This window comes from Clostridium sp. AM34-9AC, from assembly GCF_003480225.1.
GTDB classification, from domain to species: domain Bacteria; phylum Bacillota; class Clostridia; order Lachnospirales; family Lachnospiraceae; genus Acetatifactor; species Acetatifactor acetigignens.
The window spans coordinates 160,110-180,157 of sequence record NZ_QUIU01000002.1; the positions used below are offsets into that span (position 1 = coordinate 160,110).

Genomic DNA, 20,048 nt, shown 5'->3' on the forward strand with positions numbered 1-20,048 from the left:
GTACAATGAAAAAGTATAAAATATGTAAAATCCTTCTTGTTATACTGGCAATTTTTTTATGTGTGGCTTTTTATGAATTGCTCGGAATCTGCGTTGCATATAAAAAGCAGCCGGAAGTGTCCAATACAACCAAAAAAGAAACAAAAAATGGGTCATGGAACGAATGCAGTGAAAATACAGAACGGGCAGTAATCATAGAAAAGAATCCAGAAGCGCTTTTACAAAGAGTGCGTTTGATCAAGAATGCAAAAAAGGAAATTATTCTTTCTACTTTTGCATTTCAATCCGATGAAAGTGGAAAATTGATTTTAGGAGCACTGCATGATGCGGCAGACAGGGGTGTACATATTCGTCTGTTAGTAGATGGAATGGAGAGCTGGATTGATATGGAAGGAAATCCGTATTTCTATGGATTATCTTCCCATGAGAATGTTGAAATTAAACTATATAATAAGGCCAATCCGTTGAAACCGTGGAAAATGATGGGTAGAATGCATGATAAATATTTGATTGCAGATGGAAAGAGATATATTCTTGGGGGAAGAAATACATACAATTATTTCCTGGGTGATTTTCCGGGACATAAGAACTATGACAGAGACGTGTTAGTGGTTTGCGATGAACCTGAGAAAGAAAATTCAGTTAACCAGTTGTTAGAGTATTTTGAAACGATATGGGAACAAGAAGACAGTGGTTATTTTCATGACAATAAAAAACCGGCAAATAGAAAATCTGTAAAGAACGCAGTTTTAGAGCTGCAGAACGGCTATCAGAAATATTTTGAAGAGAATAAGGAAAGAATCTGCGATACCGATTACACGGACGAAACTTTTGAGACAGAAAAGATTGCATTAGTGTCAAATCCTATCCACACAGGTTCCAAGGAACCAGTAGTCTGGTATCAACTGGGAGAACTAATGAAAAATGCAAAAGAGCGCGTGAAAATTCATACACCATATATTATTTGCAATGATATGATGTATAATACATGGAAAGAGATTGCGGAGAGAGTTCCGGATTTTTCTATCATGACCAATTCGGTTGCCAACAATGGAAATCCGTTTGGTTCTGCTGATTATGCGAGAAACAGAAACAGAATTTTAAATACAGGAATTGATATCTGGGAGTATGAAGGCGGCTATTCTTACCACGGAAAAAGCATCCTGATTGATGATGATCTATCCGTAATCGGTTCCTTTAACATGGATATGAGAAGCACGTATCTGGATACGGAACTGATGCTTGTAATACGTAGCAAAGAGATTAATAAACAGTTGGAAGAAGGCATGATGGAATATGAAAGAGTGTCCCGACAGGTATTGGAAGATGGAACCTATCGTGATCCGTATCATGTAGAGCCAATTGAATTGACAAAGAAGCGTCAGAGAAACATACTTTTGGTACAGCATCTGCTTGGATGGGCAAGATATCTGTTCTGATAAAGGAGGAAGAAGATCGTGTTTCAAATATTAATTGTAGAAGATGATAAAGAATTAAGCCAGCTATTCCAAAAAGTGCTTGAGAAGAATGGATATCAGGTCAAAAGTGCATCGGATGGAGCACTGGCATTAGAAATATTGGATAAAGAGTATATTGATCTGATCATTTCCGATATTATGATGCCGGTTATGGATGGTTATGAACTGGTGTCGGAACTCCGTTCAGCAGGATATCAGATACCGGTACTTATGATCACTGCGAAAGGTTCCTTTGATGATATGCGCCAGGGATTTCTTTCGGGAAGTGACGATTATATGGTAAAACCGGTAAATGTGAATGAAATGGTTTTAAGAGTCGGAGCACTGCTTCGCCGTGCACAGATACTGAATGAACACAAAATTGTGATCGGTTCAACAGAGTTTGATTATGATGCAATGACGGTTATAACTGATAAGGAAAGTCTTGTTTTGCCTAAAAAAGAATTCCTGCTTTTATATAAGCTTGCAGCTTCGCCAGGCAGAACATTTACAAAACAACAGTTGATGGATGAAGTATGGGGATACGAGACGGAGGCAGACCCACATACGATAGAGGTACATATAGGAAGAATCAGAGAGCGTTTTAAAGATAACCCTGATTTTGAAATCGTAACAATGCGTGGAATTGGATACAAGGTGGTGAAAAAATAATGGAACAAAAGAAAGAAAAAGGATTGCGGATCCGATCCTGTCTGACTGGTGCAATCTGGCTGGCACTTGTATTTTCAACAGTCATATCTGCTTTATTATTTGCTTTTTTGAATCATTTTTTTCATCTGCCGGGCAGCATACCTGTGCTTGGCTGGCTTTTGATTTTCAATACATTGATTGCAGGGCTGATCACTTCCTTTATTAATGCAAAGTTACTGGAACCAATTACCAGACTTAGTAAAGCAATGAAGGAAGTTTCTCGGGGAGATTTTGAACAGCATTTGGAAACGAACAGCCGTATAGCAGAAGTTGGAGAATCTTATCAGAGTTTTAACGTTATGACAAAAGAACTTCGTGCAACAGAGGTGCTGCAGATGGATTTTGTATCTGATGTTTCTCATGAGTTTAAGACCCCGATCAATGCCATTGAAGGATATACAATGCTGCTTCAGGGAGAAGAACTGTCTCCGGATCAAGAGGAATATGTAGAAAAAATCTTATTTAACACCCAAAGACTTTCCGGATTGGTTGGTAATATTTTGCTGTTATCCAAGTTAGAGAATCAGAATATACCAATGAAAAAAACAGAATATCGTCTGGATGAACAGATCCGCCAGGCATTTCTTTCATTGGAAACAAAATGGACAGAAAAAGAAATTGGTTTTCAGGTAGAATTGGAGGAAGTTAAATATACTGGGAATGAAGGACTTTTTATGCATATCTGGATAAATCTTTTGGATAATGCGATTAAGTTCAGTCCTTCAAAGGGGACAATTACGATGTTTCTGAAACAAGAACAGGATTCTGTTAAGTTCATTCTGGAAGATGAAGGACCAGGAATAGAGGATGATGTAAAATCCAGAATATTTGACAAGTTCTATCAGGTAGATGGATCTCATAAAGCAGAAGGAAATGGCCTGGGTCTTGCACTTGTAAAACGGATTGTAGATAGTGCCGGAGGAACAATCAAAGCAGAAAACCGTGAATATGGTGGATGCAGATTTGTTATAGAGCTTCCAATACAGAAAGATGAGGCCATATAAGTTTAAGAAAAACAGATAGAGGAGGAATTACATGACATTTTATCAGGAGTTGCAGTTAAATCAGGCAGGTTCTAAAAACCTGTTGAAAAAGAGTGAAACACTAAAAGAAAAATTATATCATATGTGGGTATATCTGGTGAAGATAGCTGTTACAATGGCATTTTGTTTTTTCTTTGTTAGTATTTTCAGCATCCTATTTGGAAAGGAGAACAGCATTGTAGGTGTAGTAGTCTTATTATGTCTCATGGTGTTTAGAAATGCGGATCTGGGGATCCACACCGGACAATCTACGATGCTTTTGGCTTTGTTCTTTGTAATTATGACTGTATGTCCGCATTTAGCAAATCAGTTTTCACCGGTATTGGGAATGCTGTTAAATATTGCGGCACTGGCTGTGTTGATTCTGTTCGGATGCCATAATCCATTCATGTTTAATCAATCTACATTGGTTCTTGGGTATCTACTGCTATATGGTTATGATGTTACGGGAAAAAGCTATCAGATGCGATTAGTCGGAATGGCTTTAGGTGCAGCACTTACCTGCTTCGTATTTTATCGAAATCATAAAAACAGAACCTATAAAAGAAATCTGAAAGATCTGATACAAGAATTTGATATCACTTCTTCCAGAACAAAATGGCAGATATGTCAGATTTTATGCGTACCGATTGTCCTTTGCATTGCAGAACTTTGTAATATGCCACGTGCAATGTGGGCTGGTATTGCGGCCATGTCCACGATTTTGCCGTTTATGGAAGATATGCACTACAGAGTCCGTAAAAGGATTGTCGGAAATATTGCAGGTGTTATATGTTTTACAGTATTATATTTTCTGCTTCCTTCGTCAATCTATGCATATATAGGAATTCTTGGTGGAATCGGTGTAGGATTTTCAGCACAATATGGCTGGCAGGCAGTATTTAACACATTTGGTGCTTTAGCCATTGCTGCAGAGACTTATGGACTACAAGGAGCGGTTAGTCTTAGAGTGATTCAAAATGTTTTTGGTGTTGTGTTTGCTTTAGCATTTTGTGTTATATTTTATTGGTTTATGTCTAAAAAAACGGTTCATGCGGGACTCAATGTACGCTTTAATGAAGAAAAATAGATTACTTCTGATAACGAAATTCAAAAGTGGGCGAAACAGATTGTAAAATAGTACTCTTACTAAGATTGAAGAATAAAAAGATAAGGTGATGGAAATGAAGATATTAGTATTAAATGGAAGTCCACATCCACAGGGAAGTACAAAAGATATGGTTAATGCATTTAAGAAAGGAGCTGAGAGTGCAGGACATATCGTTGATGTGGTGGATGTATGCAAAAAGAAGATAGGTGGGTGTTTGGCATGTGAATACTGTCATAGCAAAGGACACGGTGAGTGTATTCAGAAGGATGATATGCAGGAAGTATATAATCTTTTGAAAGAAGCAGAAATGCTTGTTATTGCATCGCCCATTTATTATCACGGCATATCCGGTCAGCTAAAATGTGTAATCGACAGATTTTATTCTGCGGCATATCCGAGAGAACCGAAGAATTTGAAAAAAGTTGCCATGATACTTAGCTCCGGAGATGCTAATATGTATGAGGGTGCTCTTTTCTCGTTCAAAGGAGACTTTCTGGATTATCTTGGACTTGAAAACATGGGTGTGTTTACAGCACATGGGTCTGAAAACAAGAGCGAGAAAAAGAGAGAAGAACTAAGGGCGTTCGGGGCATCGCTGCGTTAGGTAAATTCCATTTGGCGAGATGTCGATAGACCATAAAATTGTTTTTTTCTTTGTTGCTATTTGTAACGATGAGGAGGGGCGACTTATAGTCTGGATTGGTTATCAGGTGGGGAAAATCTACCGGAAATATTGCTGGGATATCATCAGTATTATGGTGACGATAACGAGTACAACTATTGCAATCTACTTCGGAAAATGGATAAAATCAATCATTCCGATGAACCTTATTCTACTGTTAATTCTTGTGCACGTGGTCTATATCGGAATCCGATGTTATGTGAAAGACTGGCGGGAGGAACGAGGATATTACTAAAACAAAAAGAAAACAGGAAGATTTTGTAAAGTATCTTCCTGTTTTTTCTAAAGCAGACTATTGATTGTATTTATATTAAGTTTTCAACAACAATGTAACCATTGAAATTACATCTGTTTTTTGATATGATTACTGTCAAAGAGAGGTGTTTATAATGCAGATTTCAAGCAGATTTACAATGGCAATCCATATGTTTGCCTGTATAGATACATTTTCGGATCAGAAGATGACTAGTGATTTTATGGCAGCAAGCATTGGAACTAATCCGGTGATTGTTCGTAAAATATTGCAACAATTAAAGGCTGCTGGTCTTATTGAAGTTGCAAGAGGGACAGGCGGTGTGACAATTACCAGACCATTGGAGCAGATTACATTCCTTGATGTGTATAAAGCAGTGGAATGTGCACCAGATGAAGAACTGTTTCATTTTCATGAGAATCCCAATCAGAAATGTCCGGTAGGAAAGAATATTCACCATGTTCTTGATAAGAGACTGTTAGAAGTACAGAAGGCAATGGAAGAAAAACTTTCAGAAATGACACTTGCTGATGTGAAAAAAGATATTGCAGTGTATACAGAGGAAGAGTAGCCTACAGAAGGCTTCGGATGAGTGATTATATCATCACAATTTCCGGAGCCTTTTCGTTTTTCATAATCAATGTAAAATCTTCAAAAGGAGTTGTAACAAAAAAAGTTACAAAAAGTTTGATGTAACTATTGACATTACATTAAGCGGATGATATTGTATAGCTACAAGATGTAATAATCATTGTTACAACATATCGAGGAGGTAATATAAAATGCAGAAATTAGTAGAATTTTTACAGAAAAACCCGGTTCAGTATTTAGCAACCGTCGGAAGAGATGGAAAGGCAAAATGCCGTCCATTCATGTTCTGTTTTGAGCAGGACGGAAAGCTTTGGTTCTGTACTAACAACACAAAGGATGTTTACAAGGATATGTTAGCAAATCCTGAAGTAGAAGTATCAGTATCTTCCCCTGAATACGCATGGATTCGCCTTCATGGCAAAGCAGTATTTGAGGACAACAAGAGTGTAAAGGAAGGATGCATGAACAATCCTATCGTTAAGGGACAGTACCAGACAGCAGATAATCCTATTTTTGAGGTATTCTATCTTGAAAATCCGCATGGTTTAATCGCAGATTTCTCTGGAAATCCACCTTATGAATTTTAAAGATAATTAACAGAAAAAATTACAGTCTTCGGGGCAAGGTGTAATTCCTGACCGGCAGTATAGTCTGCGAGCAAAAGCTGATATGGTGCAATTCCATAACCGACGGTAAAGTCCGGATGAGAGAAGATATGATAAAACAAGTCCCGCAGGGAATCCCGTCCTGCGGGCTGTTTTTAAATTCAGGCATATCTCACAAAAGGGAGATTTATGAGTAACAATACAGCAACTATTAAAACAAGAAAAAATTTAGTTTCTACAAGGACGATAACAATGACAGCTCTACTGGCAGCTATATCATATGTGTTGGCATTTTTAGAGTTTCCGGTTCCTTTGAGTCCATCATTTGCACGAATGGATCTGTCAGATTTACCTGCACTGATTGGGGCGTTTGCTTTTGGACCGGTTACAGGAGTGATGATAGAATTGATAAAAAATATATTACAGCTTCTGTCAACATCAACAGGAGGAATTGGTGAACTTGCCAATTTCCTGATGGGGGCATCCTATGTACTGGCTGCCGGTTTTATATACAAATACAAAAAGACTAAGAAAATGGCGAAGTGGGCATGTGTTATTTCAAGTGTGGTTATGGGAATAGCGGCAGCGATTGCAAATTATTTTATTCTACTTCCACTGTTTGAAACATTTATGCCGCTGGAGCAGCTGATTGCATCATTTGGCGAATTTCTGCCATTTATTAAGACCAAGCTGGACGTTGTGCTATTCAATGCATTGCCGTTTAATATCTTAAAAGGCTTGGTGATTGGAGCAATTGCCATGATGATATATAAAAAACTTACACCGATACTAAAAGGAGAGACTTTAAAATGACAAAAATGGATTATCTTAAACTTCTGGTGGATGAAATTCATTCAACAACAGTTGCAACGATAGGTTCAGATGGACATCCTCAGACAAGAATCATAGATATGATGTACTATGATGAAGAAGGTGTGTACTTCCTTACAGCAAAGGGAAAAGCATTTTATGACCAGTTAATGGAGCAGCAGTATGTGGCAATATCCGCAACAAAAGACAAAATTGCGGTGTCTCTGCGTGGAAAAATAAAGAACATCGGAAAAAAGAATCTTGATATTATGTTTGAAAAAAATCCATATATGAAGAAAATCTATCCGGGAGATACGAAAGACGCAATCGAAGTGTTTCGGCTGTATGAGGCACAGGGAGAGTATTTTGATATCAGCAATCCATCAAATATTGTGAGGGATACTATAACAATTGGAAAAACCGAGGCAGTTCAGACAGGGTATTTTATTGGAAAAGAATGTATTGGATGCAAACTGTGTTACTCTGTATGTCCGCAAAAATGCATTGATATATCTTCAGTTCCGGTTACTATCAACCAGAATCATTGTCTGCATTGCGGAAGATGTGCAGAAATTTGTCTGAAGCAGTGTATTGAGAAAAGAGGTTCATTATGATTTTTAAGAAAATCAGAAAAGGGCATGCTGACTGGAGAAACTTTTTATGTAGTACTCCGGCAAGGGATTATGTATTCCAAAAAGATGCATATGAAGACCAGATTGACAGGGCAGCAAAGAATATAAGAAATACAGACTGTGTTATAATCGGGGCAGGAGCCGGGGCATCGACAGCTGCGGGAATCCAATATGGTGGTAAAAGGTTTACAGACAATTTTGCAGAATTTATAAAAAAATACGGTGAGTACTACATGACAGATATGTATGCAGCCGGATTTTATCCATATCCGTCTGAGGAGACAAAGTGGGGATACTGGTCAAAACATGCATTGATGAACCGCTTTGATCCTCCGGCATTGCCGCTTTATACAGAGCTTCATGATATTGTAAAGAACAAAGAATATTTTGTACTTACAACCAATGTGGATCATCAGTTTTATAAAGCGGGATTCGATGAAAAAAGAATATTTGCAACACAGGGAGATTATGGGAAAATCCAGTGCCAGAAAGCCTGTCATCCAAAGACTTACGATGCAAAAGACCTGTTTCGTAAAATGGATAAAGCAAGAAGAGACTGCCTGATTCCATCAGAACTTGTACCAAAATGTCCGGTGTGTGGCGGCAATATGGCTATGAATCTCCGTTGTGATAATTATTTTGTGGAAGATGAAGCGTGGCATGAGGCAGCTGACAGGTATGCGGGTTTTCTGGAACAGAATAAAGATAAAAAGGTTGTTCTTTTGGAACTTGGAGTTGGATTTAATACGCCGATTATTATACGTTTCCCTTTTGAAAAGATGGTGAGGGAGAACTCGTCTTATAGTTTGATACGCCTGAATATGGATGAAGCGGTAGTTCCGGAAAGCTTCGGGGAACGTGCAATCGGTATTGGCGGTGATATGGCAAAGGCAATTACTGATATAAGGGGGCTGGTATTATGACACAGGATGAGCGAAGAGAATATCTGATTCAGTATCTTTTAAAAGAAGAAATACCGTTTGGCAGACAGAACATTCCTACGGATAAGCAGGGGCAGGAAAATCTGCTCCGCTCACTTATGAATGTCAGACCGCCAAGACCAATCAGTAATGATTTTTTGAAAATACAGGATGAGTATCTTACAGAAAGAAATATAGAGCGTGGAATCACAGATGTTGACACGCTTGCACCTGTAAAATCCGATTCGAGATTATATATCTGGCAGGGGGATATTACCACTTTGAAATGTGATGCGATCGTGAATGCGTGTAACTCACAGATGCTTGGTTGTTTTTCACCGATGCATGCCTGTATTGATAACTTTATTCATACTTATGCTGGAATGGAACTTCGTCTGAAAATGCATGAAATTATGACAAAGCAGGGGCATGAAGAAGAGACCGGCAAAGCAAAGATAACATCGGGATACAATCTTCCGACAAAATATATTCTTCATACGGTAGGACCTATTATACAATGGAAAGTCACAAAAGAAGATGAAGACCTGTTGGCAGGCTGCTACACAGAGTGCCTAAAGCTTGCAGCTGATACTGGTGTGGAATCTATTGCATTCTGTTGTTTGTCTACAGGTGTATTCCATTTTCCACAGCAACGAGCTGCCGAGATTGCAACGAACACTGTAAAGCAGTATCTTAACAAAGACAGCAGAATAAAAAAGGTAATCTTTAATGTGTTTAAGGATGAAGATTTAAAAATATACAGTGGATTGTTATAAGCGTCTGTTGAAATATCCGATAAATCTTATTGTACTGTTATTGCCTGAGAATGTGATTTATATTGGAATCCGATGTTAAGTGAAAGACTGGTGGGAAGAACGAGAATATTATTAAAAAAAGTGGATTGTATTCTGCAAATATTGTTCTCATCGTATTCCATCTCCTTATTATTCAATCAATCATTAATTGTAAAAATTAAGAAGCATTTCAATCAGTTCACCATGTCAGTTTTATTTTGTGTTATACTGTTTTATAGATTTTTCTTGCCCTTGTATTTTCCCTTATCAGAGTTCGTAAACTTATATGGGAAGATATAACACAAGGAAAACAATAAGGGAAAGCTCACCTGCGGCAAATCCAGTGTTTTCAAGGGATTGCGGAGAATTTGATAACAAAATATAACAGTTATTAAATTTCTTAAAACAGGTGAAATCTCAATCGGAATTTGACGAAGGAGGTTGATTGTATGAAAAAGTTGATAGCATTAGTTTTAGCAGTGGTTTGTGTGCTTGGCTTGGTTGGGTGCAACAACAAGACAGTCAATATTGATTTGCCTTTTGAGGTAGGTGATGTTGAAAATATAGAAATGTATCACTTTGTTGGAGCACCTGTGTCAGCAGAAAAGAAGGTCATTGTTGCCGAAGAAACCATAAAGAACTTGTATGATATGTTTGAGGGGCTATCCTTGGAACTCAAAGAAGTAGAGGAAACCGCTGGAGCAGAGATAACCAGTTTCAGATTTAATCTTTCTGATGGAACAAGTTATGAACTGATTTATGGTTGCTATGGAGTAAAGACAGGCAATCTGAAATCTTCCACAGATAATTTTGAATACTTTACAAGTGCAGATATTAGCTCTTATTGGAGCAACACTGATTTAGAGGCAGTTCCCGTTGAAGAAAGCGAGTTGCCAAACTAAGCAGAACAATTCCAATTTGTCAATTACATGAGATATTGAAAGAGCCAGTCCATTCAAGGTGCTGGCTCTTTCAAAATTCCAATCTAATAAATTGCACGACAACTTAGAGTAAAAATGAATACTCATTAGCCAGAAATGAATAGAAAATGAATAAAAAGTGGTGTTTCGTATAATTATGAGTTAATATGCATCAGACACACTTTTGTAAAAAGGGAGTTACAATATTTCCCTGAAATGATGTCGGGGCCAAAAGCCCCCGACTTTGATGCCTACGGATTGTTCCGTGCTACGCACTCCCACGTCTCCGCTCCGCTTCGGTCCGTGCTAGACATGTGCCACTGGCACATAGCACCCTACCCAATATTCGCATACCGTGGGATTATCATCCCACTTTTATGCTCATATCGGGGCGGGTCCCAAGGTCTTTCACCCATTTATGAGCAAGCTCATATGGGATTAGACCTTTTGACCCTGGTATCATAAAATATGACAATAACCCAGTAGTCACGACAGCAGGTAAGAATAAGCAGGCCGTAAGCAGACGTCGGTATCATAGAGTCCTAAGGGACGCATTGCGCAAGTACTTTTCACGCTTATGTACCGCTACGCTCTGCGACATGAGCGCATCGTACTAAAGTATGAGCGTGCCGCGTTTCTTACCTGCTGTCGTGACTACGGAGACGCAAAAGCGGCTCCTGGCCCCAATGGAGGCTACGGACTAATTGTATAAATCATACCATCTTCTCTCCTCTGGCACAATTCCAAAAAAAATATAAAATAATTGTTGACATTCCTAGCGGAATAGTATAGCATAAATTCATAACATCCCTATCAGATAAGTAGGAAATGGAAAGCGAACACAATTTTCAAGTATAAGGAGGATTTCATTATGAGTAAGATTTACACATCCGCAACCCAGCTGATCGGACATACACCCCTTTTAAAAGTAAACAATTACTTGAAAGACCAGAATATCGAAGGCGTAGAACTGTTGGCAAAGCTGGAGTACTTCAATCCCGCAGGAAGCGTTAAGGACAGAATCGCACTGGCAATGATCGAAGATGCCGAGAAGAAGGGTATTTTAAAAGAAGGTTCCACCATCATCGAACCCACCTCCGGCAACACCGGTATCGGCCTGGCAAGTGTGGCTGCAGCCAAGGGATACAGAACCATTCTTACCCTTCCCGAGACCATGAGTGTGGAGCGCCGTAACCTCCTGAAGGCATACGGTGCAGAGTTGGTACTGACCGAAGGCGCCAAGGGCATGAAGGGTGCTATCGCCAAGGCAGAGGAGTTAGAAAAGTCCATCCCTGGAGCTGTAATCCTCGGACAGTTTGATAACCCCGCGAACCCTGCCGCACATGCAGCTACCACCGGTCCTGAGATCTGGGAAGACACTGATGGAAAGGTTGATATCTTCGTAGCGGGTGTAGGTACCGGCGGAACCGTGACCGGCATTGGTACTTATTTAAAATCCAAGAATCCCAATGTGAAGATCGTAGCAGTAGAGCCTGCAGATTCTCCCGTACTTTCCGGCGGACAGCCCGGACCGCATAAGCTGCAGGGTATCGGCGCAGGATTCGTTCCTTCCGTTCTGAATACCGGCATTTATGATGAGATCTTTACCGTTACTACCGATCAGGCATTTACCACCGGCCGCCTCATCGCTCATAAGGAAGGTATCCTGGTAGGAATCACCTCCGGCGCAGCTCTGTACGCAGCAGCACAGATCGCAAAACGCCCTGAAAATGCAGGCAAAACAGTCGTAGCATTGCTTCCCGATTCCGGTGACAGATACCTGTCCACCCCTATGTTTGCAGAAGCTTAAGACGAAATTTGCAGAACTGGACAGACTTGCATTCTTGTGTTAGAATGTATGGCATGGTACTAGGAATTCAAGGAATTTGCGCTTTTCTCCCCTTAAAAGCGCGAACCTGGAATGGAGGAACTTATGGAACCGATCATTCAGATCAAGAATGTAACAAAAACTTTTATTGGTAAAGATAATCAGGTAGAAGCCTTAAAGGGTATCAGCCTGGATATCAACAAGGGAGACATCTACGGCATCATCGGTATGAGTGGTGCCGGAAAATCTACCCTGGTACGTTGCCTGAACTATCTGGAGAAGCCCACCACGGGAACCGTAGTCGTAGAAGATCAGGATCTTTCGACACTGACTGAGGCCGAACTTCGTAAGGTTCGTACAGGCATTGCGATGATCTTTCAGCATTTTAATCTGCTCATGCAGAGAAGTGTTCTGGACAATGTATGCTTTCCCATGGAGATCGTGGGTGTGAAGAAGCAGACAGCCAGAAAGCGCGCTATGGAACTGCTCGAGATCGTAGGACTGAAGGAAAAGGCAGACGCTTATCCTTCCCAACTCTCCGGTGGACAGAAGCAGCGTGTGGCAATCGCAAGAGCTCTTGCCAATACGCCGAAGATCCTGCTGTGTGACGAGGCGACCAGTGCGCTGGATCCCACGACGACCAAGGAGATCCTGAAATTATTACAGGACATTAACAAACAGTACGGCATCACCATCGTGATCATCACTCATGAGATGGCTGTGGTACAGGAGATCTGTTCCCATGTAGCCATTATCGATGCCGGAGAACTGGCAGAGCACGGTACTGTGGAGGAGGTATTCTCCAGACCCCAGTCCGCAGCCGCAAGAAAGCTGGTGTTCATGGTGGATCCCAAGGCAAAGGAAATGTCCGGCAAACGCTGCATCCGCATTGTTTTCACTGAGAATTCTTCTTTTGAACCTGTGATCGCCAATATGGTGCTGGAGTGCAAGGCTCCCGTTAATATCCTGTTAGCGGATACCAAGGACATCGGCGGTATCGCCCATGGACAGATGATCTTACAGCTGCCGGAGGATGAAATGGCGGCGAACAAGATGGTTCATTATTTACAGGAGAGAAAACTGGAAGTGGAGGAGTTGAGAGACTATGTGGGATAATGCAACGACTATGATGGTGGTGGAAGGCATCTTTGTTACTTTGTACATGACGTTGGCAACAACGTTTATGGGGTATGTGCTCGGACTGCCGATGGGAATTGCCCTGGTAATTACCGCACCGAAGGGACTTCGACCGAATAAGATTATTTATAAGGTATTAGATGTGGTCGTGAATGTTGTTCGAAGCTTTCCGTTTTTGATTTTGCTGATCGTGATTCAGCCTTTGACACGGATCATCGTAGGAAAAAGCTATGGACCGACCGCAACGATCGTTCCGTTGACACTGTCAGCGGCACCGTTTATAGCCAGAATGGTAGAGTCCTCTCTGTTGGAAGTGGATCACGGCGTTATTGAGGCGGCACAGAGCATGGGAGCGAACCTCTGGACCATCATCTGGAAAGTAATGATCGGAGAGGCAAAGACTTCCCTGATCGTCAATGTAACGATTGCTCTTGGTACGATCCTGGGATACTCCGCTATGGCGGGTATCGTCGGCGGTGGCGGACTGGGTGATATCGCAATCCGTTACGGTTACTACCGTTACGATAGCAGCATCATGTGGGTGACTGTGGTATTGCTGATAGTGCTGGTACAGCTGATGCAATATGTTGGAATGAAGTTATCCAAAAAGCTGGACAAGAGAACCAGATAAGATGGTTTGATAAAAGGTTGAGACAGGTGCAGATCACCTGATTCAATAAAGTTAATATTATGAACGAATGATTTAGGAGGAGAAATATTATGAAAAAGAAAGTAATCGCTTTGATCGCCGTTGCAGCATTGTCCGTGAGCGCACTGACCGGCTGCGGCAGCAAGGGAGCCGACGACAAGACCATTAAGGTAGCTGCAACTGCAGTACCTCATGCAGAGATCCTGGAGGCAGCAAAGCCTCTGTTAGAGGAGCAGGGTTATACTCTGGAGGTTCAGGTATTTGATGATTATGTACAGCCCAATGAAGTAGTAGAGTCCGGTGAGTTCGATGCGAACTACTTCCAGCATATCCCTTATCTGGAGAGCTTCAACGAGGAGAAGGGTACTCACCTGGTAAATGCCGGCGGTATCCACTATGAGCCTTTCGGACTGTATCCCGGAACCGAGACCAGCTTAGACAACATTGACAATGCAACCATCGCAGTACCCAACGATACCACCAACGAGGCACGTGCTCTGTTACTGTTACAGGATAATGGTTACATCACTCTGAAGGATGGTGTAGGTCTGACCGCTACTACCAAGGATATCGTAGAGAATCCTCACAACATCACCTTCGTAGAGCTGGAGGCAGCACAGGTTCCAAGAACCCTTCCCGAGGTATCCTTCGGTGTCCTGAATGGTAACTACGCTATGGAAGCAGGCCTGACTGTTGCAGATGATGCTCTGTTATTCGAGAGTGCTGATTCTGAGGCAGCAGCTACTTATGTAAACGTTATCGCTGTAAAGGAAGGCAACGAGAATCTGCCTAAGATCAAGGCACTGGTAGATACTCTGAAGTCTGATGAGATCAAGCAGTATATCAATGACAATTATAATGGTGGCGTTATCCCTTACAAGTAAGATGAAGCGACAGTAAAGTAATGCGAAATCCGGAGAGCATTCCATCGAGTAGCATTCATGGGTGCTCTCCTGATTTTTCTGTTGTTTCCACAAATCCTATATGAACTCTGGGAAAAGAGAAAAGAAGATAGAATCTGTGGAAACCGTGGAAAATTTGGAGCAGTTCAGAATCGCTTTGGTATAAGCCGGCGGACATTAAAAGTGAAACAGAGCAGGAAGATGCTCGGAAATGAGGATAGGATGAAAATTTCAACCAAAGGAAGATATGCAGTACGTGTCATGCTGGATCTGGCATTGAACAACAACGGAGAGTGTATCAAGGTAAAAGAAATTGCTGCCAGACAGGGGATTTCCGAAAAGTATCTGGAGCAGATCATTGCTGTTTTGAACAAGGCAGGTTATGTAAAAAGCGTCCGTGGTGCCCAGGGCGGTTATCGTATTGCCAAGGATCCGGCAGATTTTACTGTAGGAATGATCTTACGACTGACGGAAGGCTCACTGGCTCCGGTGGCATGTCTGGAGGAAGGCGCTGATATCTGCGAACGATGTGATACCTGTGAGACTCTGGAGGTATGGCAGGAATTGTATGATGCAGTGAACAAGGTAGTGGACGGAGTCACCATTGCGGATCTGGTGGAACGACGGAACAAGCGCCTGGAGAATCTGGATTACTCCATATAAAGATAGGAATAATAGAAGACAATAACGCAGCCCGACAGGAGATCCTGCCGGGCTGTTTTTTGGGTTTGCAGAGAATGAAAGGGGGTCATTCCTGCAGAAAATGTTAACTGGGGGAATGAATGGTTAACAACTCAAGTATATCGAGAGAACTGCCCATTGTCAACGAATGTTGTATGTTGGTTGACAAACTTTCATCGACAAATATCGCGTAATTCGGATTTTCCATACATATAGTAATAAAAACTACATAAAACAACATAAAACACCACGAAATGAAATATAATAACAAAAACTCATTGCTTTTTACTCCACAACGTGGTAAGCTAAACTCTGCAAACAAGTAGAAAGGTGTATGCGATAATGAGCGAAGCATTTCATATTATATCAGACGGTTCCTGTGATCTTCCCATGGAGCTGACCAAAGAAAAAGACATTACGGTAGTTCCCTTTTATGTATCTTTTGAAGAGGGGAAATACCAGAAGGAAATGATAGAGATCGGTGTCCGTGAGTTCTATCAGGAAATGGTGGATCACCCGGATGTATATCCGAAGTCTTCCATGCCTTCCGTGCAGGATTATGTAGATGCATTTCTTCCTTTTGTCAAGGCGGGAACTCCCATTATCTGCATCTGTATCACCACCAAGTTCAGCGGCTCCATGCAGTCTGCTCTGAATGCAAAAGCGATCCTGGAAGAGGAATATCCCAATGCACAGATTTATGTCTGCGACTCTACTGTGAATACCGTATTGCAGGGCATCTATGTATTGGAAGCGGTACGCCTTAGAGATGCGGGGAAGAGTTACCAGGAGAGTATCGATCGCCTGAATGAGATCAAGAGCTCCGGCAGAATCTTTTTCACCGTAGGAAATATGGAATATTTAAAGCACGGCGGACGTATCGGCAAAGTAGCCAGCGTGGCCGGCAGCCTGCTTGGCATCAAGCCCATCATTACCTTAAAAGAGGGAGAAATCTTCCCCTCCGGTATCGGCAGAAGCCGTCGCAAGACGGTAGATAAAAATATCGATCTGCTGTTAGCATATTTTGCAGAGGAAAAGGCAGATATTGCCAATTACAGCGTCTGCGTGGGATATGGCTACGATTATGAAGAAGCCGTAGAGTTCCGCGACAGACTGGCAGGCAGACTGAAAGAAAAGGGATACGACATCGACACCATTCCCATCATCCAGATCGGTGCCACCATTGGCGTACACACCGGACCTTATCCGTTGGGAATCGGTGTCGTGAAGAGAGCTATTTAAAATTTATTTCACCCTGGCAGGCATTTAATAATTCCTGCACATTTTCAAAAGCATAGTCCGGCAGATATTGGGTATTCGGCTCCCCCTCGGGAGTCAGAATATCCTTTTTTTGTGCCTCGCCGGTGAAGAGAACACAGGTGTCCACACCACCGTTGATGCCGCAGGCAATATCGGTGTACAGACGATCGCCAACCACCAGAGTCTCCTCGGGAGTGAAGCCGGAGACTTCAAGGCAAAGCTTTACGACCTCTTTGCTGGGCTTGCCCAGATAGATGGGCTGTTTGTCTGTGGTGGCGGTGATCATGTCGCAGATGGCACCGCAATCGGGGATAAAGCCGAAGTCGATGGGGCAGCGCAGATCCGGGTTGGTGCCGTAGAAGGGAACATCCTGGGTGAATAAAATCTTGCAGACTTCGGTAAGCTTTGCATAATTTAATTCACTGTCATAGGCAACGACCACGCAGTCAATGCTGTCCTCGCAGACCTCGGTTACCCAGAGGCCATTCTTTCGCAGTTCCGCCACAAAGGAAGCGGTTCCCAGAACGAAGATTTTCTTGTCTGCATAATTCTCCTTCAAAAAACGCAGCGTCATATAGCCGGAGGTGATGAACTGATCCTCCGTGCTGTCCAGGTGAAATGCATCGTGGAATTTTTTCACATAGTCCAGTCCGCTTTTTGTGGAATTGTTGGTAATGTAATAAGCCCTGCCGCCGATGGCCTGAATGTAGCGGAAAAGATCCGCACTTCCCTCATACAAGGTATCGCCTACGGCAATGGTGCCGTCGATATCGAACAGGAAAAGCTTTTTATCTTTCAGACGAGCCAGCTTTGCGGCATCGCTGTAAATGTGCTTCGGGTCAAAAGTATCCATAATTATCCTCATTTCTAAGCATCAAACGCTCAGGTTCATGTTAGCAACGAATATCCCCACTGTCAAGGAAAAGACAGCTTCTGGAGGGAAACGTGAGTGGAATTGCGGAGGCATTTATGGTATGATGGGCATAGGCATGAGCTGTGTTGCCTGGAGCTCTTATGGAATTCGACGGATTGCATACAAGATTGCGTAAGGGACATGGGAAACAGGATGAAGCGATTTAACGACTACAATTAAAAAGGACAACATTACGGTTATGGACGAAAAGAAAGATAAAGGTTTACAGGGAAATGAGAAAATAGAGGAGGCAATTCTGGCATTACAGCAGGAGCCGACAGAAGAACTTCTGGCGCATGCCCTGACGGTGGTGCGCAGACGTATGCGGGAGCAGGGACAGCTTATCGTGGCGGTGGAACCGCCCTCAGCAGATGTGCAGGAAGCGGTGACACAGGCCGCCGGAACTGCCATGCGCCTGCAGGCGGTGCAGACCTCCGATGGGAAAAAATGGTGGTCGGCCTTCACCGGATTTGAGGAAGAATTAAAGGGAAGCGGCAGCGTAATGTCCACTTTTCTCACAGATATGGAGCAGCTGTTCCGCATGACGTTGACTGCCGATGGTATCGAGGGTGTGATCCTGAATCCCTGGAACCGGACGTTGATGCTGGACAAGCGGTTCCTGCATATTATTCTCGGAGAATAGCAAAAGAGGGAGAAGCGGAGCATGACAGAGAGCTATGAACTGCCCGTGCTTTTTACGGACGATGAATGCAAGGCTTATGCCGCATGGGGCATGAAAAAAGAAAAAGTACTGATGCCGTTTGCCCTGATCACTATACTGATCTATATGGTAGCAACCGTGCTGGTAGTGATGAAGGTCTGGGGTGTGCGGGAGAGTGACCATCTGCTGTTCCAGATGCTGTTGTGGGGTGACTGGATTCCGGAACTGACGGGAGCGCTGGCGGTTTTCATGACGATCCTGTTGCTGGGACCGTTGAACTTTATACTGGATAAATTATGGAAAAAACCTGCAGAGCCCATGTGGCTGTGTGTAGTACCGGAGGGTGGAACTGTGAAGGTCACTGCCGTGAGAGGTCTGGAAGGTAATCCCCGGATGCCGGCAGAGATCTATCTACTGACGGAACTGGAAACCTTTTTAAACCCGGCGGACAACACGATCTGCTATCAGAAGAAATGGTATCGGATCGGGGAAAATACCATAGAAAATATTTATCCGCCGGAAAAACAGCATCCATGGATGGATCACCCGGAAAATAAAGCCAGCGGCATCATCGATGTACAGAGACTTATGGAGATCCTGAAAGGGTACGAAGCGTCTCTGAAGGCTGCCCGGAAGGAATGTGAATGGATGGAAAAGCACGGCGGATAGAACGAATAGATGACAGAAAAGCGGATAAAAATTATGACCGGGATAAGATGGCATAAGACAAATCAGGAAAGAGGTAGGGAAAATATGAAACTGATCTCATGGAATGTGAACGGGCTGAGAGCCTGCATGCAGAAGGGATTTCTGGATTTCTTTCAGGAAACGGATGCAGATATTTTCTGCTTACAGGAGACAAAATTGCAGGAGGGACAGATCGCACTGGATCTGCCCGGATATCATCAGTATTGGAATTACGCAGAGAAAAAGGGCTATTCCGGCACTGCAATTTTTACAAAGGAAGAGCCCATACAGGTGACTTACGGCATCGGCGTGGAGGAACATGACCATGAGGGCCGGGTGATCACTGCAGAGTATTCGGAGTTCTATTTTGTGACAGTCTATGTACCGAACGCCCAGAGAGAGCTGACGAGACTGGAATACCGCATGCAGTGGGAAGCGGATTTCCTGGCGTATCTTAAGAAGCTGGAAGAGAAAAAGCCGGTGATCTATGCGGGAGACCTGAACGTGGCGCATCAGGAAATCGACCTGAAAAATGCGAAGACCAACCGTGGCAATGCGGGCTTCACTGATGAAGAGAGAGCCTGCTTTTCGAAGGTACTGGAGAACGGATTTATCGATACGTTCCGCTATTTTTATCCGGACCTGACCGGGGTGTATTCCTGGTGGTCTTATATGTTCCAGGCGAGAGCAAAAAATGCCGGATGGAGAATTGATTATTTCGTGGTATCGGAGTGTCTGAAAGACCGGCTGGCGGATGCGAAGATCCACACGGAAATTTTGGGATCGGATCATTGTCCCATTGAACTGGATCTGAAATAAACG

23 protein-coding genes and 1 riboswitch are annotated in these 20,048 nt (G+C 42.6%); of the genes, 22 read left to right on the top strand and 1 reads right to left on the bottom strand.

Annotated elements, in window-relative coordinates:
- Nucleotides 1-5 precede the first annotated feature (5 nt).
- From DW835_RS01805 to DW835_RS01900, 19 genes are all read left to right on the top strand, one after another.
- A complete protein-coding gene (locus DW835_RS01805; RefSeq protein ID WP_118730572.1) occupies nucleotides 6-1,439 on the top strand; it encodes a phospholipase D family protein in 1,434 nt (477 codons plus the stop codon).
- Nucleotides 1,440-1,457: 18 nt separating this feature from the next.
- Complete coding sequence (locus tag DW835_RS01810; RefSeq protein ID WP_008115849.1) at nucleotides 1,458-2,129, top strand: response regulator transcription factor; 672 nt, start codon at nucleotides 1,458-1,460, stop codon at nucleotides 2,127-2,129.
- A complete protein-coding gene (locus DW835_RS01815; RefSeq protein WP_118730573.1) occupies nucleotides 2,129-3,172 on the top strand; it encodes a HAMP domain-containing sensor histidine kinase in 1,044 nt (347 codons plus the stop codon). The genes DW835_RS01810 and DW835_RS01815 overlap by 1 nt, the downstream gene beginning before the upstream one ends.
- A gap of 31 nt (nucleotides 3,173-3,203) precedes the next feature.
- Complete coding sequence (locus DW835_RS01820) at nucleotides 3,204-4,280, top strand: FUSC family protein (protein WP_118668642.1); 1,077 nt, start codon at nucleotides 3,204-3,206, stop codon at nucleotides 4,278-4,280.
- A 94-nt stretch (nucleotides 4,281-4,374) separates the two neighbouring features.
- Nucleotides 4,375-4,905 carry a flavodoxin family protein gene (locus tag DW835_RS01825; RefSeq protein WP_182430199.1) on the top strand — a complete coding sequence of 177 codons (531 nt, stop codon included), beginning with the start codon at nucleotides 4,375-4,377 and terminating at the stop codon, nucleotides 4,903-4,905.
- Between the two features lie 19 nt (nucleotides 4,906-4,924).
- Nucleotides 4,925-5,218, top strand: coding sequence for a DUF6040 family protein (locus DW835_RS18280; RefSeq protein ID WP_243029030.1), 294 nt, complete (start codon nucleotides 4,925-4,927; stop codon nucleotides 5,216-5,218).
- Nucleotides 5,219-5,372: 154 nt separating this feature from the next.
- Nucleotides 5,373-5,807, top strand: coding sequence for an Rrf2 family transcriptional regulator (locus tag DW835_RS01835; RefSeq protein WP_009243644.1), 435 nt, complete (start codon nucleotides 5,373-5,375; stop codon nucleotides 5,805-5,807).
- 211 nt (nucleotides 5,808-6,018) lie between these two features.
- A complete protein-coding gene (locus tag DW835_RS01840) occupies nucleotides 6,019-6,414 on the top strand; it encodes a pyridoxamine 5'-phosphate oxidase family protein (RefSeq protein WP_118730575.1) in 396 nt (131 codons plus the stop codon).
- A 20-nt stretch (nucleotides 6,415-6,434) separates the two neighbouring features.
- Nucleotides 6,435-6,546: riboswitch (FMN riboswitch) on the top strand.
- 75 nt (nucleotides 6,547-6,621) lie between these two features.
- Nucleotides 6,622-7,245 (top strand): ECF transporter S component, encoded by a 624-nt coding sequence (locus tag DW835_RS01845; protein WP_118730576.1) that lies wholly within the window; start codon nucleotides 6,622-6,624, stop codon nucleotides 7,243-7,245.
- Nucleotides 7,242-7,856: a 4Fe-4S binding protein gene (locus tag DW835_RS01850; protein ID WP_118504348.1), complete on the top strand. Its 615-nt coding sequence runs from the start codon at nucleotides 7,242-7,244 to the stop codon at nucleotides 7,854-7,856. The genes DW835_RS01845 and DW835_RS01850 overlap by 4 nt, the downstream gene beginning before the upstream one ends.
- On the top strand, nucleotides 7,853-8,797 hold the full coding sequence (locus tag DW835_RS01855; protein ID WP_118730577.1) for a Sir2 silent information regulator family NAD-dependent deacetylase: 945 nt from the start codon (nucleotides 7,853-7,855) through the stop codon (nucleotides 8,795-8,797). Before DW835_RS01850 ends, DW835_RS01855 begins: the two co-directional genes overlap by 4 nt.
- Nucleotides 8,794-9,570, top strand: a complete 777-nt coding sequence (locus DW835_RS01860; RefSeq protein ID WP_118504352.1) for a protein-ADP-ribose hydrolase — start codon at nucleotides 8,794-8,796, stop codon at nucleotides 9,568-9,570. The genes DW835_RS01855 and DW835_RS01860 overlap by 4 nt, the downstream gene beginning before the upstream one ends.
- A gap of 467 nt (nucleotides 9,571-10,037) precedes the next feature.
- Nucleotides 10,038-10,490, top strand: coding sequence for a hypothetical protein (locus tag DW835_RS01865; RefSeq protein ID WP_117467023.1), 453 nt, complete (start codon nucleotides 10,038-10,040; stop codon nucleotides 10,488-10,490).
- Nucleotides 10,491-11,379: 889 nt separating this feature from the next.
- Nucleotides 11,380-12,318: a cysteine synthase A gene (cysK, locus tag DW835_RS01875; RefSeq protein ID WP_118539279.1), complete on the top strand. Its 939-nt coding sequence runs from the start codon at nucleotides 11,380-11,382 to the stop codon at nucleotides 12,316-12,318.
- Between the two features lie 123 nt (nucleotides 12,319-12,441).
- Nucleotides 12,442-13,452 carry an ATP-binding cassette domain-containing protein gene (locus DW835_RS01880; RefSeq protein ID WP_118730578.1) on the top strand — a complete coding sequence of 337 codons (1,011 nt, stop codon included), beginning with the start codon at nucleotides 12,442-12,444 and terminating at the stop codon, nucleotides 13,450-13,452.
- The gene (locus DW835_RS01885) at nucleotides 13,442-14,104 is read left to right on the top strand and encodes a methionine ABC transporter permease (RefSeq protein ID WP_118539283.1); all 663 of its coding nucleotides are present in this window, start codon (nucleotides 13,442-13,444) and stop codon (nucleotides 14,102-14,104) included. Before DW835_RS01880 ends, DW835_RS01885 begins: the two co-directional genes overlap by 11 nt.
- A gap of 89 nt (nucleotides 14,105-14,193) precedes the next feature.
- Complete coding sequence (locus DW835_RS01890) at nucleotides 14,194-15,006, top strand: MetQ/NlpA family ABC transporter substrate-binding protein (protein ID WP_118668644.1); 813 nt, start codon at nucleotides 14,194-14,196, stop codon at nucleotides 15,004-15,006.
- A gap of 240 nt (nucleotides 15,007-15,246) precedes the next feature.
- Nucleotides 15,247-15,687: an Rrf2 family transcriptional regulator gene (locus DW835_RS01895; RefSeq protein ID WP_022311798.1), complete on the top strand. Its 441-nt coding sequence runs from the start codon at nucleotides 15,247-15,249 to the stop codon at nucleotides 15,685-15,687.
- Between the two features lie 360 nt (nucleotides 15,688-16,047).
- Nucleotides 16,048-16,947 (top strand): DegV family protein, encoded by a 900-nt coding sequence (locus tag DW835_RS01900; protein ID WP_172594703.1) that lies wholly within the window; start codon nucleotides 16,048-16,050, stop codon nucleotides 16,945-16,947.
- Here DW835_RS01900 and DW835_RS01905 read toward each other — a convergent pair.
- The gene (locus DW835_RS01905; protein WP_118668645.1) at nucleotides 16,940-17,818 is read right to left on the bottom strand and encodes an HAD-IIA family hydrolase; all 879 of its coding nucleotides are present in this window, start codon (nucleotides 17,816-17,818) and stop codon (nucleotides 16,940-16,942) included. The two genes, DW835_RS01900 and DW835_RS01905, sit on opposite strands and share 8 nt — an antisense overlap.
- 259 nt (nucleotides 17,819-18,077) lie before the next feature.
- Here DW835_RS01905 and DW835_RS01910 point away from each other — a divergent pair, with 259 nt between their 5' ends.
- From DW835_RS01910 to DW835_RS01920, 3 genes are all read left to right on the top strand, one after another.
- On the top strand, nucleotides 18,078-18,521 hold the full coding sequence (locus DW835_RS01910; RefSeq protein WP_022311795.1) for an SseB family protein: 444 nt from the start codon (nucleotides 18,078-18,080) through the stop codon (nucleotides 18,519-18,521).
- 21 nt (nucleotides 18,522-18,542) lie between these two features.
- Entirely contained in the window at nucleotides 18,543-19,208 is a 666-nt protein-coding gene (locus DW835_RS01915; protein ID WP_118730579.1) for a hypothetical protein, read from the top strand.
- A gap of 84 nt (nucleotides 19,209-19,292) precedes the next feature.
- Nucleotides 19,293-20,045 carry an exodeoxyribonuclease III gene (locus DW835_RS01920; RefSeq protein WP_022311792.1) on the top strand — a complete coding sequence of 251 codons (753 nt, stop codon included), beginning with the start codon at nucleotides 19,293-19,295 and terminating at the stop codon, nucleotides 20,043-20,045.
- Nucleotides 20,046-20,048: the final 3 nt, after the last annotated feature.

Bases quoted from the DNA above. Each gene is read 5' to 3' on its own strand.
- DW835_RS01805 (WP_118730572.1), top strand. From the start codon at position 6: ATGAAAAAGTATAAAATATGTAAAATCCTTCTTGTTATACTGGCAATT.
- DW835_RS01815 (WP_118730573.1), top strand. From the start codon at position 2,129: ATGGAACAAAAGAAAGAAAAAGGATTGCGGATCCGATCCTGTCTGACT.
- DW835_RS01820 (WP_118668642.1), top strand. From the start codon at position 3,204: ATGACATTTTATCAGGAGTTGCAGTTAAATCAGGCAGGTTCTAAAAAC.
- DW835_RS01825 (WP_182430199.1), top strand. From the start codon at position 4,375: ATGAAGATATTAGTATTAAATGGAAGTCCACATCCACAGGGAAGTACA.
- DW835_RS18280 (WP_243029030.1), top strand. From the start codon at position 4,925: ATGTCGATAGACCATAAAATTGTTTTTTTCTTTGTTGCTATTTGTAAC.
- DW835_RS01835 (WP_009243644.1), top strand. From the start codon at position 5,373: ATGCAGATTTCAAGCAGATTTACAATGGCAATCCATATGTTTGCCTGT.
- DW835_RS01840 (WP_118730575.1), top strand. From the start codon at position 6,019: ATGCAGAAATTAGTAGAATTTTTACAGAAAAACCCGGTTCAGTATTTA.
- DW835_RS01845 (WP_118730576.1), top strand. From the start codon at position 6,622: ATGAGTAACAATACAGCAACTATTAAAACAAGAAAAAATTTAGTTTCT.
- DW835_RS01850 (WP_118504348.1), top strand. From the start codon at position 7,242: ATGACAAAAATGGATTATCTTAAACTTCTGGTGGATGAAATTCATTCA.
- DW835_RS01855 (WP_118730577.1), top strand. From the start codon at position 7,853: ATGATTTTTAAGAAAATCAGAAAAGGGCATGCTGACTGGAGAAACTTT.
- DW835_RS01860 (WP_118504352.1), top strand. From the start codon at position 8,794: ATGACACAGGATGAGCGAAGAGAATATCTGATTCAGTATCTTTTAAAA.
- DW835_RS01865 (WP_117467023.1), top strand. From the start codon at position 10,038: ATGAAAAAGTTGATAGCATTAGTTTTAGCAGTGGTTTGTGTGCTTGGC.
- cysK (WP_118539279.1), top strand. From the start codon at position 11,380: ATGAGTAAGATTTACACATCCGCAACCCAGCTGATCGGACATACACCC.
- DW835_RS01880 (WP_118730578.1), top strand. From the start codon at position 12,442: ATGGAACCGATCATTCAGATCAAGAATGTAACAAAAACTTTTATTGGT.
- DW835_RS01885 (WP_118539283.1), top strand. From the start codon at position 13,442: ATGTGGGATAATGCAACGACTATGATGGTGGTGGAAGGCATCTTTGTT.
- DW835_RS01890 (WP_118668644.1), top strand. From the start codon at position 14,194: ATGAAAAAGAAAGTAATCGCTTTGATCGCCGTTGCAGCATTGTCCGTG.
- DW835_RS01895 (WP_022311798.1), top strand. From the start codon at position 15,247: ATGAAAATTTCAACCAAAGGAAGATATGCAGTACGTGTCATGCTGGAT.
- DW835_RS01900 (WP_172594703.1), top strand. From the start codon at position 16,048: ATGAGCGAAGCATTTCATATTATATCAGACGGTTCCTGTGATCTTCCC.
- DW835_RS01905 (WP_118668645.1), bottom strand. From the start codon at position 17,818: ATGGATACTTTTGACCCGAAGCACATTTACAGCGATGCCGCAAAGCTG.
- DW835_RS01910 (WP_022311795.1), top strand. From the start codon at position 18,078: ATGGACGAAAAGAAAGATAAAGGTTTACAGGGAAATGAGAAAATAGAG.
- DW835_RS01915 (WP_118730579.1), top strand. From the start codon at position 18,543: ATGACAGAGAGCTATGAACTGCCCGTGCTTTTTACGGACGATGAATGC.
- DW835_RS01920 (WP_022311792.1), top strand. From the start codon at position 19,293: ATGAAACTGATCTCATGGAATGTGAACGGGCTGAGAGCCTGCATGCAG.